The 14,772-nt window shown below is 35.4% G+C and carries 11 protein-coding genes; 10 read left to right on the top strand and 1 reads right to left on the bottom strand.

Annotated features, from left to right (window positions below; all coding sequences use genetic code 11):
- Positions 1–40: 40 nt before the first annotated feature.
- From ACHRVX_RS19680 to ACHRVX_RS19670, 3 genes are all read left to right on the top strand, one after another.
- On the top strand, positions 41–2,437 hold the full coding sequence (locus ACHRVX_RS19680; protein ID WP_395335360.1) for a TonB-dependent receptor: 2,397 nt from the start codon (positions 41–43) through the stop codon (positions 2,435–2,437).
- Positions 2,438–2,461: 24 nt separating this feature from the next.
- The gene (locus ACHRVX_RS19675) at positions 2,462–3,694 is read left to right on the top strand and encodes a DUF4374 domain-containing protein (RefSeq protein ID WP_395335357.1); all 1,233 of its coding nucleotides are present in this window, start codon (positions 2,462–2,464) and stop codon (positions 3,692–3,694) included.
- A gap of 72 nt (positions 3,695–3,766) precedes the next feature.
- Entirely contained in the window at positions 3,767–5,197 is a 1,431-nt protein-coding gene (locus ACHRVX_RS19670; protein WP_395335355.1) for a PepSY-associated TM helix domain-containing protein, read from the top strand.
- 319 nt (positions 5,198–5,516) lie between these two features.
- Here ACHRVX_RS19670 and ACHRVX_RS19665 read toward each other — a convergent pair whose 3' ends face one another.
- A complete protein-coding gene (locus tag ACHRVX_RS19665) occupies positions 5,517–6,461 on the bottom strand; it encodes an alpha/beta hydrolase (protein WP_395335352.1) in 945 nt (314 codons plus the stop codon).
- 445 nt (positions 6,462–6,906) lie between these two features.
- Between ACHRVX_RS19665 and ACHRVX_RS19660 the strand changes: the two genes are divergently transcribed.
- From ACHRVX_RS19660 to ACHRVX_RS19630, 7 genes are all read left to right on the top strand, one after another.
- On the top strand, positions 6,907–8,376 hold the full coding sequence (locus tag ACHRVX_RS19660; RefSeq protein WP_395335350.1) for an MFS transporter: 1,470 nt from the start codon (positions 6,907–6,909) through the stop codon (positions 8,374–8,376).
- A gap of 59 nt (positions 8,377–8,435) precedes the next feature.
- A complete protein-coding gene (locus tag ACHRVX_RS19655; RefSeq protein WP_395335348.1) occupies positions 8,436–9,752 on the top strand; it encodes an MFS transporter in 1,317 nt (438 codons plus the stop codon).
- 98 nt (positions 9,753–9,850) lie between these two features.
- On the top strand, positions 9,851–10,690 hold the full coding sequence (gene kduI, locus ACHRVX_RS19650; RefSeq protein WP_395335346.1) for a 5-dehydro-4-deoxy-D-glucuronate isomerase: 840 nt from the start codon (positions 9,851–9,853) through the stop codon (positions 10,688–10,690).
- Between the two features lie 2 nt (positions 10,691–10,692).
- Entirely contained in the window at positions 10,693–11,484 is a 792-nt protein-coding gene (locus tag ACHRVX_RS19645; RefSeq protein ID WP_395335344.1) for a gluconate 5-dehydrogenase, read from the top strand.
- Positions 11,485–11,505: 21 nt separating this feature from the next.
- Positions 11,506–12,912, top strand: a complete 1,407-nt coding sequence (uxaC, locus tag ACHRVX_RS19640) for a glucuronate isomerase (RefSeq protein WP_395335342.1) — start codon at positions 11,506–11,508, stop codon at positions 12,910–12,912.
- Positions 12,913–13,015: 103 nt separating this feature from the next.
- Positions 13,016–14,038, top strand: a complete 1,023-nt coding sequence (locus tag ACHRVX_RS19635) for a PfkB family carbohydrate kinase (protein WP_395335340.1) — start codon at positions 13,016–13,018, stop codon at positions 14,036–14,038.
- A 10-nt stretch (positions 14,039–14,048) separates the two neighbouring features.
- Positions 14,049–14,717 carry a bifunctional 4-hydroxy-2-oxoglutarate aldolase/2-dehydro-3-deoxy-phosphogluconate aldolase gene (locus tag ACHRVX_RS19630; protein WP_395335338.1) on the top strand — a complete coding sequence of 223 codons (669 nt, stop codon included), beginning with the start codon at positions 14,049–14,051 and terminating at the stop codon, positions 14,715–14,717.
- Positions 14,718–14,772: the final 55 nt, after the last annotated feature.

Below are 14,772 nucleotides of genomic sequence, written 5' to 3'. Positions count from 1 at the left end.
TTTTGCGGCAAAGTTATTTATAATTAGTCTAATTAAAGATATGACAACTCACAAATTTTTATTTTTTAGTATATTTTTTCTCTTTTCGTTCTTGTTATTTTCCCAGCAAAATCAGGGTGTTTCGGTTAGTGGACAAGTCACTGAAAATTCCGGGCAGACAATTCCGTACGCTACAATTTTTATAGAAAAAACTGACTTAAGCATAATTTCGGATGAAAACGGAAAATTTATTTTCAAAAATGTAAAGCCTGGAAAACACATTTTAAAAATCTCGGCAATTGGTTTTTCAACACAAAAAAAACACATTGAAGTTTCGGGAAATAATGATGTAAATTTTTCCATCCAGTTAGAAAGTGAATTGAACGAATTAGAATCTGTAACCGTATTAGGTCGTTCCCAAACCGATAAAGTAAATAAGCAGGCGTACAGCGTTACGGCAATCGATGCTAAAAAATTGCATAATTCTACTCTTGATCTTGCACATGCTTTAGACAGGGTTTCGGGAGTTCGTGTACGTGAAGCGGGCGGAGTAGGTTCAAGATCAGAACTTTCGATCAATGGTTTTCAGGGAAATCAGGTTAAGGTTTTTATTGATGGAGTTCCTATGGATAATTTTGGTTCTTCTTTTCAAATGAATAATATTCCTATAAATCTTGCAGATCGTGTAGAAGTTTACAAAGGTGTTGTGCCAATCTGGCTTGGTGGAGATGCTTTAGGAGGTGCCGTAAATATTGTGACAAACAGCAGACCCAGAACATATCTGGATGCTTCTTATTCTTTTGGATCTTTCAATACACATCGTTCCAGCTTAAATGCCGGTTATACTTCAAAAAGTGGTTTTACTGCTGAAATTAATGCTTTTCAGAATTATTCAGATAATAATTATTGGGTAAATGTTGATGTTGCTGATTTGAATACGGGTGCTTATTTTCCGAATCAGCGTGTGAGAAGATTTCACGATAAATACCGAAATGAAACGGTGATTTTGAATGTGGGTCTAACCGGAAAAAAGTATGCCGATAAGTTATTATTTGGTTTTACAGCGGGAGAAAATAAAGCAGATATTCAAACCGGAGCCAGAATGGTAAGTGTATTTGGACAAGTGTACAGAAAAGGAAATATCTTGATGCCCACTTTAAAATATCAGGTAAAGGATTTATTTACGAAAGGACTTAATTTCAATTTGACCGGAAATTACAATTTTGGCGAAGAGCAAAATGTAGATACAGTTTTCAGACGATACAACTGGTTTGGAGAATACAGGGAATATGCAGGTTTGGGCGGTGAAAGAAGCCGCACACTTCGAAAGTTTAAAAACAACAACGGTGTGGCAACGGCAAATGCAACATATGCTTTGGGAGAACGACACTCTTTTATGCTGAACAATACTTTTACCACTTTTGACCGTAAGGAAAGTGACGAATTAGTTCCGGAATCATTGGTTTATAAACAGCCTAAAAAAACGCAAAAGAATGTTTTAGGATTGGGATATAAATTTGATTTTAATGAAAAATGGAGTACATCAGTTTTCTTAAAAGATTATTCCTTAAAAACGACTTATTCCAGAAGTTATAATCCGTCAGGAAATGCCGGGGATATTGCGTATCAGCAATATGTTGATAATACTTCGACTACAGGATATGGCGGTGCAACGAGTTATTATTTAAAACCAAATTTGCAATTAAAGGCGTCGTTCGAAAAAAGTTACCGACTGCCAACTCCTGAGGAAATTTTTGGTAATGTGAATGATAATCTGGAAGGAAATTTGGCTTTAAAACCAGAAACGAGCAATAATTTTAACGTTGGGGCAAGTTATCAGACAAGCTTTAATAAAGTAAATGCTTTATCATTTGATGTGAATCTTTTGCATAGAAATGCGACTGATTTTATTCGTCCAACGCTGAATAATAATCAAACCATGACTACAAATGTCAATCAGGGCAAGGTGACGAATTATGGTATTGATGGTGAGATTCGATATTCATACCGAAACAGATTTACGGCGGGTGTAAATACGACCTATCAAAATATTCGAAATAAGACGGAGTATGAACCGAACCAGAATTATGTGTCTCCTTTTTATGAAGACAGAATCCCTAATATGCCTTTCCTTTTTGGGAATGCCGATGCCACCATATTCTTTAATGATCTTATCAAAAAAGGAAATAATTTATCTGTAGGATATAATCTATTATATGTACACACGTACTATTTGTCATGGCCAAGTATGGGAAGCAAGGATAGTAAACTCGAAATTCCGCAACAATTCAGTCATGATTTAAATGCTGTTTATACGCTCGCAAACGGAAAATACAATATCGCTTTAGAATGTAAAAATTTACTGGACAATAAGCTTTATGATAACTTTTCATTGCAAAAACCAAGCAGGGCATTCTATATCAAATTCAGATATTTTTTCACAAAATCAAGTAAATAATTTTTTAATAAAAACCATAATAAAATGAAAAATACTAGCAAATTAGCTTTATTGGCACTTTTGGCATTAACAACATTCTCTTGCAGCAGCGATTCTGATAAGTCTGGCGAAGAAGTAATTGGCGGTGATACCGGAAAAACAAAATACATTATTACTGCTACAACGGGAGCACAGGGAATTGCTGATTATTTGTTAACCACAGATGATATTTCGACAGGATCAATCACAACAACCGGAAACGGAATAGAGCAAGACGGTTCGTACCGATATTATATTACAGCTCAAAATAACTTTTTCAGTTTGCTTTACGGACAAGGAAATCCGGGTGCCGTAACTACTTATAATTTGAATACAGAAGGAAAATTGGTTAAAAAATCTAATTTTCAGGCAGAAACTGTACACGTTTTTGCCGCTATAAATAAGGATATTTTAACAATTAAAGTACCAAGAAGCGGTGCAGCTTCAATAGCTTCAATGTATAAAATTGATGCCGAAAAATCACTTATTATTGGAGAAGCACAACAGGATACAAAAAAATTAGCCGGAAACGGAGAAAGAGCATTTTTTACCTGGGCAACGCAAGTTGGCGATAAAGTATTCATGCCATATATGAGTATAAAAGGGGACGGACTTGATAATTTTGGAACTGTAAATCCTGATAGTACATGGGTTGCAGTTTATAATTATCCGGAACTTAAACTTGAAAAAGTAATCAAAGATAACCGTACAAGTTATTTAGGTGCTTATTACACTAATGGATTGTATCAGGATGAAAATGGTGATGCTTACGGATTTTCAAGTGCAGCGGCAACGAGTAATGCTGTTGTAACTTCTACTAAACCGTCTGCAGTTGTAAAAATTAAAAAAGGAACTACAGAATTTGATAAAACGTATTTCTTTAATGTGCAGGAAAAATCAGGAGGATATAAAATCGCTTCATCCAGTTATATTTCTAAAGGTAAAGTTTTACTTGAAATGTATGGTACTCCGGGAACAAATAAAGGGGCTGTAAAGCTAGCGGTAGTTGATGTATATACTCAAACATTTACATGGGTAACTAATGCTCCTGCGGTAATTAGTTTTAGTACTGTAAACAGATATAATATTGTAAGTGCAGATGGCAGCTCTGCTGTTGTAGGAATTAATACACCTGAAGGAAACTGGATTTATACTATTAACGGTTCAACGGGTGTTGCTACAAAAGGTATCAAAGTGGAAGGCGGACAAATTACTGCAATTGCAAAATTGAAATATTAAGAATTGGTTTCTTTTGAGCCGTAGGCCTTTCGGGGCTTGCGGTTTTTTTATTTATTTTATACGCTATTAAATATGTTTTCTTTTTCAAAATCAAATCCAAATAAGAAAAAAAGTAAAAAATCGCTTTTCAAACGCGTTATGGCGTGGCTGCATTTATGGCTGGGATTAGCATCTGGAATTATTGTTGTTATTGTAAGTATAACAGGTTGTATTTATGTTTTTGAAAATGAAATTAGAGATTTTATCGAAGACTGGCGTTATGTAGAACCTCAGGAAAAAGCCTTTCTGTTGCCTTCACAATTAGTTACAATTGCAGACAAAACCATGAAAGGCAAACATGCAACGAGCGTTACTTTTGGTACAAAAGAAGACGCGGCTATTGTGGGATATTTTACTCAGAAAAAAGACGAAGGAAAAGATAAAGAAGGCAAAAATGCTGGTAAAAGACGCGAAGGAAAAAGAAGAAATCAAGATCTTGCCAAAAACGATAATGAGAATGGTAAATCTCAGGTAAAAGGCAAAGGCAAGGAAAAAGGAAAAGACGAGAAACCAAAAAGAAGAAGAGGAGGGATTTTTACCAGTGTTTACATGAATCCTTATACGGGAGAAGTTTTAAATGTAAAATCAGTTTCAAGAAGTGATTCTCCGGATTTTTTCAGGTTTATTTTAAACGGACACAGGGCTTTATGGCTTCCTTATGATATTGGGCGGCCAATTGTGGGTATTGCTGTTTTGATTTTTGTTTTTCTATTGATTTCCGGGATAGTGCTTTGGTGGCCAACCAAATGGATCAAGTCCATTATCAATAAAAGTTTTAAAATAAAAACAGACGCCAGTTTTAAACGTGTTAATTATGATTTGCATAATGTACTTGGTTTTTACAGCTGCATTTTTCTGTTCTTTATTTCAGCAACAGGTTTGGTGTGGAGTTTTGGCTGGTGGAGTAAATCATTATATTGGGTAACTTCCGGAGGAAAACCTTTAGTGGAAAGCAGGGAATCTCCCAAATCTGATACTACGAATGTTAAAACATTTGAACTGGCAACCATCGATAAAGTTTTACTGAATATGTCAAAACAAAATCCTCAGGCATCCGGAATTTTAGTTACAATTCCTGAAAAACCTGCTGATGCTATTGGGGCATTTGTTTACAAACAAAAAAATACATTCTATAATATGGATCGTTATAGTTTTGATCAGCAAACGCTGAAAGAAATTTCGATACAATCCCCTTTTTCAGGAAAGTACATAGAAGCTAATATTCCGGATAAAATCCGCAGGATGAATTATGATATTCATGTTGGTGCCGTATTGGGACTTACCGGAAAAATTTTGGCATTTTTAGCTAGTTTAATTTCTGCAAGTTTACCTATTACCGGATTTATAATTTGGTGGGGAAAGCAAAAGTTTGGTAAAAAACCGGCTGCATCCCAAAAGGTTTCAGCAAAGGGAATTCCTGTTGTAAAACCTAAAGTAATTCCTCAAAAGGAAGTAACTGTTTAAGTATCTTTATTAGGTACTAAATTTGATTTTTTGTTGCTACTAGTTAAAAAGGCGAAACCTGATCCGTTTCGCCTTTTGTTGTTTTAATGATTTTATGTGAATATTTTTTAACACATAGAAACATAGGTTTTATATTTACAAACTAAAGAAAAGTAAATAAAAAGAAACTAGTTTCTTCAAACATAGCTATGTGTTTTTATGCAAAGTGAAACGCCTTTTCTAAGCTATAAATACTATGTTTCTATGTGTTAAAATAAAATCTGCATTACATATTTAATACATAGAAAAGATAAAATAATTAGGCAGTAACGATTTAATTTTAATTCTTATATCCATTTGCTTTAAGCCATTCTTCACAATCTCTAGTCCAGAATTTACTTGTATACTGAACCCCTAAACCAAAACCGTGTCCGCCTTTTTCATAAATATGTAACTCGGCTTTGACGGCATTTTTCTTCAGGGCTAAATAATAATTAATGCTGTTTTCCGGCAATACCACAGTGTCATCTGTAGCGTGGACTAAAAAAGTTGGCGGAGTTTGTGCTGTAATTCTTTTTTCGCTTGAATAAGAATCAATCAAAGTTTGTGAGGCATTTTTGCCTAATAAACTTTCCTGGGATCCTTTATGCGTAATATCATTTTGCATAGAAATTACGGGATAAATTAAAAGTGCAAAATCTGGTCTGGCACTTATTTTAGAAGTTGGTTCATATGTTTTTTCATCATAATGAGTTGCAAGGGTTGAAGCCAAATGTCCTCCGGCAGAAAATCCCATGATTCCAATTTTATTGGGATCAATATTATATTTTGCAGCATTTTCTCTAATGTAACGCATCGCTTCCTGAGCATCCTGCAAAGGACCAATATTCTTGTTTTTCATTATTTTATCGTTCGGTAAACGATATTTTACAACAATGCCCACAATTCCTAAACTGTTGAACCATTGTGCCACTTTTGTTCCTTCCTTATCAATGGCCAGATGCTGATATCCTCCGCCCGGAAAAATCAAAACTGCGGCTTGATTGGGTTTGCTTTCCTTTGGTAAAAAAATGCTCAAAGTTGGGATTGTGACTAAACTTGTACTTTGTACTTTTCCATCGGTAATACTTTCATTTTCCTTATAATCAGGAGCTTTAATTTCGTCCGGTATTTTTTTCCAAAGTGGGATTACTTCATTTTTAGTTTGTGCCTGATTGGTAACTCCTGTAAATAAAGTCAGGATTATAAAAGTTTTTTTCCAGTAATGCATTGTTGAATTTTTCAATTTATAAAAGTGATTTAGTTGAATATTAATTTATGTAGCAGACTTTCAAAAATAGAACTTTTCCAGTGATTTCCCTGTTTAAGGAAGGTTAAAAAAGTTTTTTCTTTCTAGATAAGAGACTTCTTAAAAAATCATTAGAAAGTGTTGTTTTTAGTACAATTTTACCCCTCAAAAAGGATAAATTTCACATGTTGGCTTTTAACAAATATATTGTTTAATGTGTAATTTTGCATGTGAATTTTTATTCTATATGTTTATTTAATGACATAAAATAATTTTTTATATAATTTATTTGGAATATAAAGATTTAAAACTATATTTGTGCAATCGATTACATTAATTTCTTTTCATAGATTTAATGTATTGGTTTTGCTGTCTTTGTGTTGGCTTTGAGAAGAGAATTAAATTACCCAAAAAAATATCAATTTTATAATAAACCATTACCATGAATCAAAAAGAGGAAGTTATTATCAGCCAAACCAAAAAATCTACAGGCAGCTATCGTTGGAGTATCTGCGCATTATTGTTTTTTGCTACAACAATTAATTATCTTGACAGACAAGTACTTTCTTTAACCTGGAGCGATTTTATTGCACCGGAATTTCATTGGACAAATAATGATTACGGAAACATTACGGCTCTATTCTCTATATTTTATGCTGTTTCCCTATTATTTGCAGGAAGATTTGTGGATTGGTTAGATACTAAAAAAGGCTTTCTTTGGGCAATCGGGATCTGGTCATTTGGCGCTTGTTTGCATGCATTTTGCGGTATCGCAACAGCAGGAATTATTACAGGAAACTGGTTTGTAGGTTTTGAAGGCGCAAAACAAGCCATTGATTTAGTGCAGGATACAGGATTAGTAATTAATGTAAGTGTTACATTATTCATTTTTGCACGTTTTGTACTGGCAGTTGGTGAAGCAGGAAATTTCCCTGCGGCAATTAAAACCACAGCGGAATATTTTCCTAAAAAAGACAGAGCATTTTCTACCAGTATATTTAACGCAGGTGCCACAGTTGGGGCATTAGCGGCTCCGATATCGATTCCGTTCATTGCGAAATCGTTTGGTTGGGAGATGGCTTTTATCATCATTGGAGCGTTAGGGTTTGTATGGATGGGATTCTGGATTTTTATGTATGACAAACCGGAACGACATAAAAGAGTAAGTGTAGAGGAATTAGAATATATTCAACAAGATGATATTGCCGATGCTAAGATTGTTGGTTACATACCTGAAACGACAACCAAAGTATCTTTTATGGATTGTTTTAAATACAGACAAACCTGGGCTTTTGCCTTTGGGAAATTCATGACAGATGGTGTTTGGTGGTTCTTTTTATTCTGGACCCCGGCATATTTAAGTTCAGTTTACGGAATGGATTCTACACAAGCAGCTTTACCATTGTTTGTTTTATATATGATTACATTACTTTCAATTATAGGAGGTTGGCTGCCAACTTACTTTGTCGAGAAAAAAGGAATGAACCCTTACGAAGGAAGAATGAGAGCCATGTTGATTTTTGCATTCTTTCCATTGTTAGCGCTGATTGCACAACCTTTAGGATATATAAGTTATTGGATTCCGGTAATTATCATCGGTATTGCAGGAGCGGCTCACCAATCGTGGTCAGCTAATATTTTTACAACAGTTGGAGATATGTTTCCTAAAAAAGCAATCGCAACTATTACAGGAATTGGCGGTTTAGCAGGAGGTGTTGGCTCTACTATAATCAACAAAGGTTCAGGATTATTGTTTGATCATGCTAAAGAAACTAATATGGTATTTATGGGTTTTAAAGGAATTGAAGCCGGATATTTTATCATTTTTTCAATATGTGCCGTTTGTTATTTAACAGGATGGATTGTGATGAAAACATTAGTGCCCAAATACAGTCCTATTACTAATCTTTAATACTATAATCGTATCATAAGTATCAGCTAGCTAACCACTCAACCAAACCAACCACTATTATGAATCAGGCTAATGAAGCAATAGGTAAATACCGCTGGACTATTTGTAGTTTAGTTTTTTTTGCAACGACTGTCAATTATCTGGATAGAAATGTAATAAGTTACCTGCGACCTTTTTTAGCAGAAGCTTTTCACTGGACACCGGAGCAGGAAGTAATAGATTATTCGAATATTGAGTTGGCGTTTAAAATTGCATATGCAATGGGAATGCTGGTTGCAGGTGGAATCATTGATAAATTAGGAACAAAAATAGGCTATGCAATTGCAACCGGATTGTGGAGTTTAGCCGCAATTGGGCATGCATTTGCCACAGGAACAGGAGGATTTTTAATTGCACGTGTGTTTTTAGGAATCACCGAAGCAGGAAATTTTCCTGCTGCAATAAAAGCAACAGCCGAATGGTTTCCGCAAAAAGAAAGAGCTTTAGCAACCGGAATTTTTAATTCAGGAAGTAATATAGGAGCTATCATTGTGCCCTTATCAGTTCCTTTTATAGCGGAGAATTTTGGCTGGCAATGGGCTTTTATTTTAACCGGAATTGTTGGTTTTATCTGGTTGGGATTGTGGTTTCTTTTTTATGAAGTGCCACAAAAACAAAAACGTTTGTCTCAGGCCGAATTTGAATATATAACTTCTGATAAGGCTGAAATTGTTGAGGTTGAAGATACTGAAAAAGTTTCATGGTTAAAATTGCTTTCGTTTCGTCAGACCTGGGCTTTTGCAATAGGTAAATTATTAACAGATCCTGTTTGGTGGTTTTATTTATTTTGGCTGCCGGATTTCCTGATGAAACAATACAAACTAACGGCTACAGAAATTATCTGGCCCTGCGCTTTGGTGTATGTAATTGGAAGTATAGGAAGCATTGGCGGCGGATGGCTGCCGTTAAAATTAATCAATAACAACTGGCCGGCTTACAAAGCGCGTAAAACCAGTATGCTTATTTATGCATTTGCAGTTTTACCGGTATTGTTTTCTCAATATTTAGGTACTATAAATATGTGGTGGGCAATTTTGGTTATTGGTTGTGCGGTTTCTGCGCATCAGGCGTGGAGCGCAAATATTTTTACAACGGTTTCTGATATGTTCCCTAAAAAAGCAACCGCTTCCGTAACCGGAATAGGAGGAATGTTTGGAGCGCTTGGAGGGATTTTATTAACCCTTGTAGTTCAAAAAAATATGTTTGTTTATTATACCAGACTAGGAAAAATAGAAACAGGATATTTCATCATGTTTTGCATTTGCGGAGCCGCTTATTTACTGGCATGGCTGATAATGCATATTTTAGTTCCAAGAATGAAAAAGGTAGAATTGTAAACTTTATATCTTAAAAATAAAATAAATTTTGGTTTCAATAATGGTTTTTAAAGATAAAAATCTAATTTTGTGCAATCGATTACATTAAATTAAAAATTATGACAAAATATAGCTCAAGATACGCGTCAAGCCCGGAAGCAGTTAAAAAATACGATACTCAGGAATTAAGAACAGAATTCTTAATTGATGACTTAATGCAGGAAGATGAGATTGTATTAACATATTCTCATTATGACAGATACATTGCAGGATCTGCAGTTCCCGTAAAAGGTGATTTAAAATTAGAAAGTATCGATCCGCTTAAGGCAAGTTATTTTTTAGAAAGAAGAGAAATCGGGATTATCAATGTTGGAGGAAGCGGTTCTGTTCTTGTTGAAGGCAAATCGTATGAATTAGGATTTAAGGATGCTTTGTATATCGGGAGCGGTAATAAAGAAGTAATCTTTAAAAGTAACGACAGCAATAATCCGGCTAAATATTATATCAATTCGGCTCCGGCTCATACTACCTACCCAACGGTAAAAGTAAGTCTGGCAGAAGCGAATAAACTTGAATTGGGTACAGTAGAAACAGCAAATCACCGTACGGTAAACCAAATGATTATTGGCAGCGTTGTAACAACTTGCCAATTGCAAATGGGTATGACGGAATTAAAAACAGGAAGTGTCTGGAATACAATGCCGGCGCACGTACACGATCGCAGAATGGAAGTGTATTTCTACTTAGATATTCCGGAAAATCAGGCGGTTTGTCATTTTATGGGTCAGCCACAGGAAACAAGACACATCTGGATGAATAACCATCAGGCAGTTATTTCTCCGCCGTGGTCCATTCACTCAGGATCAGGAACCAGTAATTATACTTTTATCTGGGGAATGGCGGGTGAAAACTTAGATTACGGAGATATGGATGTTTGTAAAATAACTGAATTAAGATAATTATGACAGATTTATTTGATATAAAAGGAAAAATTGCACTTATCACAGGAAGTACACACGGACTTGGAATGGCAATGGCAAAAGGATTAGGACAAGCCGGAGCGACAATTGTGGTAAATGGAAACTCTTCTCAGCAAAAAATTGATGATGCTGTTAAGGAGCTTAAAAGTGAAGGAATAAATGCGGTGGGTTATAAATTTAATGTAACCGATGAAAAGGAAGTTATTACAGCAATTCAGAAAATTGAAGCTGAAGTTGGACCAATTGCGATCCTGATAAACAATGCAGGAATCATTAAAAGAATCCCGTTAATTGAAATGGAAGTTGCTGATTTTAAAGAAGTAATTGATATTGATTTAGTTTCTCCTTTTATCGTTTCCAAGCATGTTGCAAGAGGAATGATCGAAAGAAGACAAGGAAAAATAATCAACATTTGCTCGATGATGAGCGAGTTGGGCCGTAATACGGTTGGTGCTTATGCTGCTGCAAAAGGCGGTTTGAAAATGCTGACTAAAAATATGGCGACAGAATGGGCAAAATACAATGTGCAAATCAACGGAATTGGACCTGGATATTTTGCAACTGAACAAACAAAACCTATCAGAGTTGACGGACATCCGTTTAACGATTTTATTATAAGCCGTACTCCGGCTGCAAAATGGGGAGATCCGGGAGATCTTGCCGGAGCAGCAATATTTTTATCTTCAAAAGCAAGTGATTTTGTTAATGGTCATATTTTATATGTAGATGGAGGAATCCTGGCTACAATTGGTAAACCATCAAACGAAGATTAATCTTAATTACATTCAAAAGACATGAGCGCAAATCAGACATTCATAAACGATAACTTTTTACTTGAAAATAAATTCGCCGAAGAGTTATACCATAATTATTCTAAAAATCAACCTATAATTGATTATCACAATCACCTGAATCCTCAGTTTATTGCCGAAGATAAAATTTTCGACAATATTACTCAGGTTTGGATCAACGGAGATCACTACAAATGGCGCGCTATGCGTACATTAGGGATCAACGAGCAATTTGTAACAGGAAACGGTTCAGATAAAGATAAGTTCATCAACTGGGCAAAAACGGTTCCGTATACAATGCGTAATCCTTTGTACCACTGGACGCACTTGGAATTAGCACGTTATTTTGATATTTATGATTTGCTGAATGAAAAATCAGCTGAGAAAATCTATCTCGAAACGACAGAGAAAATTAATTCTCAGGCGTACAGCACACAAAACCTGCTTAAAAAAGTAAACGCTGAATTAGTTTGTACTACCGAAGATCCGATTGATAGTTTGGAGTTTCACCAGAAACTGACAAAAAATCCTATTGGAACTAAAATGAGTACGGCTTTCAGACCTGATAAAGCTATCCTTATTTCTAATGATGGTTATAATGCATATCTGGACACATTAGGGGATGTGTCCGGAGTTGCAATTAATACGTATTCTGATTTATGCAGCGCACTAAAAAACAGAATTGAATTTTTTAATGCAAATGGCTGTAAACTTAGTGATCACGGTTTAGATCAGATTTATTTTGAAGAATTTACTGAAAGCGAAGTAAATGCAATCTTCAAAAAGAAAAGAGAAAACAGAATTATTACTCCTGAAGAAGGACTGAAATTCCAAAGTGCCATATTATTGTTCTTGTCTGAAACGTACCATCAATTTGGTTGGGTTCAGCAATTTCATCTAGGCGCTTTAAGAAATAATAATGCGCGTATGCACAGGATTTTAGGACCTGATACAGGCTGGGATTCTATTGGAGATTATCCGCAGGCACAAAAATTATCCAGCTTTTTAAATGCTTTGGACAGTAAAGATAAATTGACTAAAACGATCATTTACAACTTAAATCCTGCTGATAATGAAGTGATGGCTACTATGATTGGAAATTTCAATGACGGAAGCGTTCGCGGTAAAGTACAGTTTGGTTCCGGATGGTGGTTTTTAGATCAGAAAGACGGAATGACAAAACAATTAAATGCCCTTTCAAACATGGGATTAATTAGCTGTTTCGTAGGAATGCTGACAGATTCAAGAAGCTTTTTATCTTTTCCGAGACATGAATATTTCAGACGTATTTTATGTAATCTTTTAGGAGACGAAATCAAACGCGGTGAACTTCCTGCTGACATGGAATGGATTGGAAAACTGGTTGCTGATATTTCATACAACAACGCAAAAGAATATTTTAAGTTTTAATTAAAATAGCTTAAACATTAAGGTATTATGTTAAGCTAAGTTTAGCTTCTTAATGGCTGTAATGGTAAAAAAAATCTTTTTACTGGTAAAAACAATAAATAATATGAGTAGAGTAGTTGCATTTGGAGAAATCATGCTGCGTTTATCGACAGAAAGACATTTACGTTTTTCGCAATCTACGGCATTTGGTGCTACGTATGGAGGTGGAGAATTTAATGTATGTGTTTCTTTGGCTAATTATGGTTTGAATGCTGAATTTGTTACCAGATTACCTGAAAACGAAATTGGTTTTTCTGCATTAAAAGAAATCAGAAAAATGAACGTCGATTCTAAAAACATCGTTTACGGCGGAGAACGTTTAGGAATTTATTTTCTGGAGACCGGAGCAGGAACGCGTGGCAGTAATGTAGTTTATGACCGTGCGCACAGTTCAATGGCAACTATTCAAAAAGGCTTGATTGATTGGGAAAAAGTCTTAGAAGGTGCAGATTGGTTTCACTGGAGCGGAATTACGCCCGCAATTTCTCAAAGTGCTGCCGAAGCTTGTTTAGAAGCGATTAAAGTGGCGCATAAAATGGGAATTACGATTTCATGTGATTTGAATTACAGATCTAAATTGTGGCAATATGGCAAAATGCCAAGTGATGTTATGCCGGAAATGTTACAATACAGCAATGTTATTTTAGGAGATATTGATACGGCTTATTTCATGATGGGAATCCCGAAAGTAAACCCAAATTATCAGGACGAAAAATCACTTCCTGTTTTATACACAAAGCTGTTTGATTTGATTCCGAATTTAAAAACCGTAGCCACAACATTGCGTTATTCTGTAAGTGCCTCGCACCAGAGAATTGGCGGTATTTTATTTGACGGAAGAGCCATTTATCAGGCAGCCGTAAAAGAAGTAACTCCGGTTGTAGATCGTGTAGGAAGCGGAGACGCTTTTATGGGTGGATTGATTTACGGATTACAGCAATACCAAAATAATAACCAGAGAGCTTTAGATTTTGCAGTAGCAGCTTGTTGTTTAAAACACACAATTGCAGGAGATTATAATTTAGTTACTTTAAAAGAAGTTGAAAATATGATTGATGGTGATGGTTCTGCATTAGTATCAAGATAATTAATATAAAATGGCAAAATATTCAAGAATTGAAGTAGCGCAGCAAATGAAAGAAAACGGTATGGTTCCGTTGTTTTTTCATTCAGACTTAGAAATTAGTAAAAAGGTATTAAAAGCCTGTTACGATGGTGGTTCCAGATTAATGGAATTCACGAGCAGAGGAGATTTTGCCCATGAAGTTTTTGGAGCATTAAACAAATATGCATTGGCTGAATTACCGGGAATGATGTTAGGCGTTGGTTCAATTACAGATGCTGCTGCGGCCTCATTATACATGAGTTTAGGCGCTAATTTTATTGTAACTCCTGTTTTCAGGGAAGATATCGCCATTGCCTGTAACCGCCGTAAAGTATTATGGTCGCCAGGTTGCGGAACTTTAACGGAAATTGCCAGAGCCGAAGAATTAGGATGCGAAATTGTGAAATTATTCCCTGCGGATATTTACGGACCGGAATTTATAAAAGCCATAAAAGGACCTTGCCCGTGGACGAATATCATGCCAACAGGAGGAGTTTATCCAACCGTAGAAAGCTTGTCTTCATGGTTAAACGCAGGTGCAACCTGTGTAGGTTTAGGATCACAATTGATTTCAAAAGAAATACTTGATAAAAAGGATTATGACGGACTAAAAACAAAAGTAAGTCAGGTGCTGGATATCATCAAAAATATTAGAAAATAATAAGGAGTAATCACGCCAATCCTTATTTAACATGCGTTTTTTTTAGATTTTAGAG

Source organism: Flavobacterium sp. FlaQc-47 (assembly GCF_044006475.1).
Taxonomy (GTDB): Bacteria; Bacteroidota; Bacteroidia; order Flavobacteriales; family Flavobacteriaceae; genus Flavobacterium.
Note: the sequence above shows the minus strand (reverse complement) of the source record. Positions and strands in the feature narration are given on the sequence as shown.

Coding starts and splice junctions, on each gene's coding strand:
- ACHRVX_RS19680 (WP_395335360.1), top strand. CDS start 41: ATGACAACTCACAAATTTTTATTTTTTAGTATATTTTTTCTCTTTTCG.
- ACHRVX_RS19675 (WP_395335357.1), top strand. CDS start 2,462: ATGAAAAATACTAGCAAATTAGCTTTATTGGCACTTTTGGCATTAACA.
- ACHRVX_RS19670 (WP_395335355.1), top strand. CDS start 3,767: ATGTTTTCTTTTTCAAAATCAAATCCAAATAAGAAAAAAAGTAAAAAA.
- ACHRVX_RS19660 (WP_395335350.1), top strand. CDS start 6,907: ATGAATCAAAAAGAGGAAGTTATTATCAGCCAAACCAAAAAATCTACA.
- ACHRVX_RS19655 (WP_395335348.1), top strand. CDS start 8,436: ATGAATCAGGCTAATGAAGCAATAGGTAAATACCGCTGGACTATTTGT.
- kduI (WP_395335346.1), top strand. CDS start 9,851: ATGACAAAATATAGCTCAAGATACGCGTCAAGCCCGGAAGCAGTTAAA.
- ACHRVX_RS19645 (WP_395335344.1), top strand. CDS start 10,693: ATGACAGATTTATTTGATATAAAAGGAAAAATTGCACTTATCACAGGA.
- uxaC (WP_395335342.1), top strand. CDS start 11,506: ATGAGCGCAAATCAGACATTCATAAACGATAACTTTTTACTTGAAAAT.
- ACHRVX_RS19635 (WP_395335340.1), top strand. CDS start 13,016: ATGAGTAGAGTAGTTGCATTTGGAGAAATCATGCTGCGTTTATCGACA.
- ACHRVX_RS19630 (WP_395335338.1), top strand. CDS start 14,049: ATGGCAAAATATTCAAGAATTGAAGTAGCGCAGCAAATGAAAGAAAAC.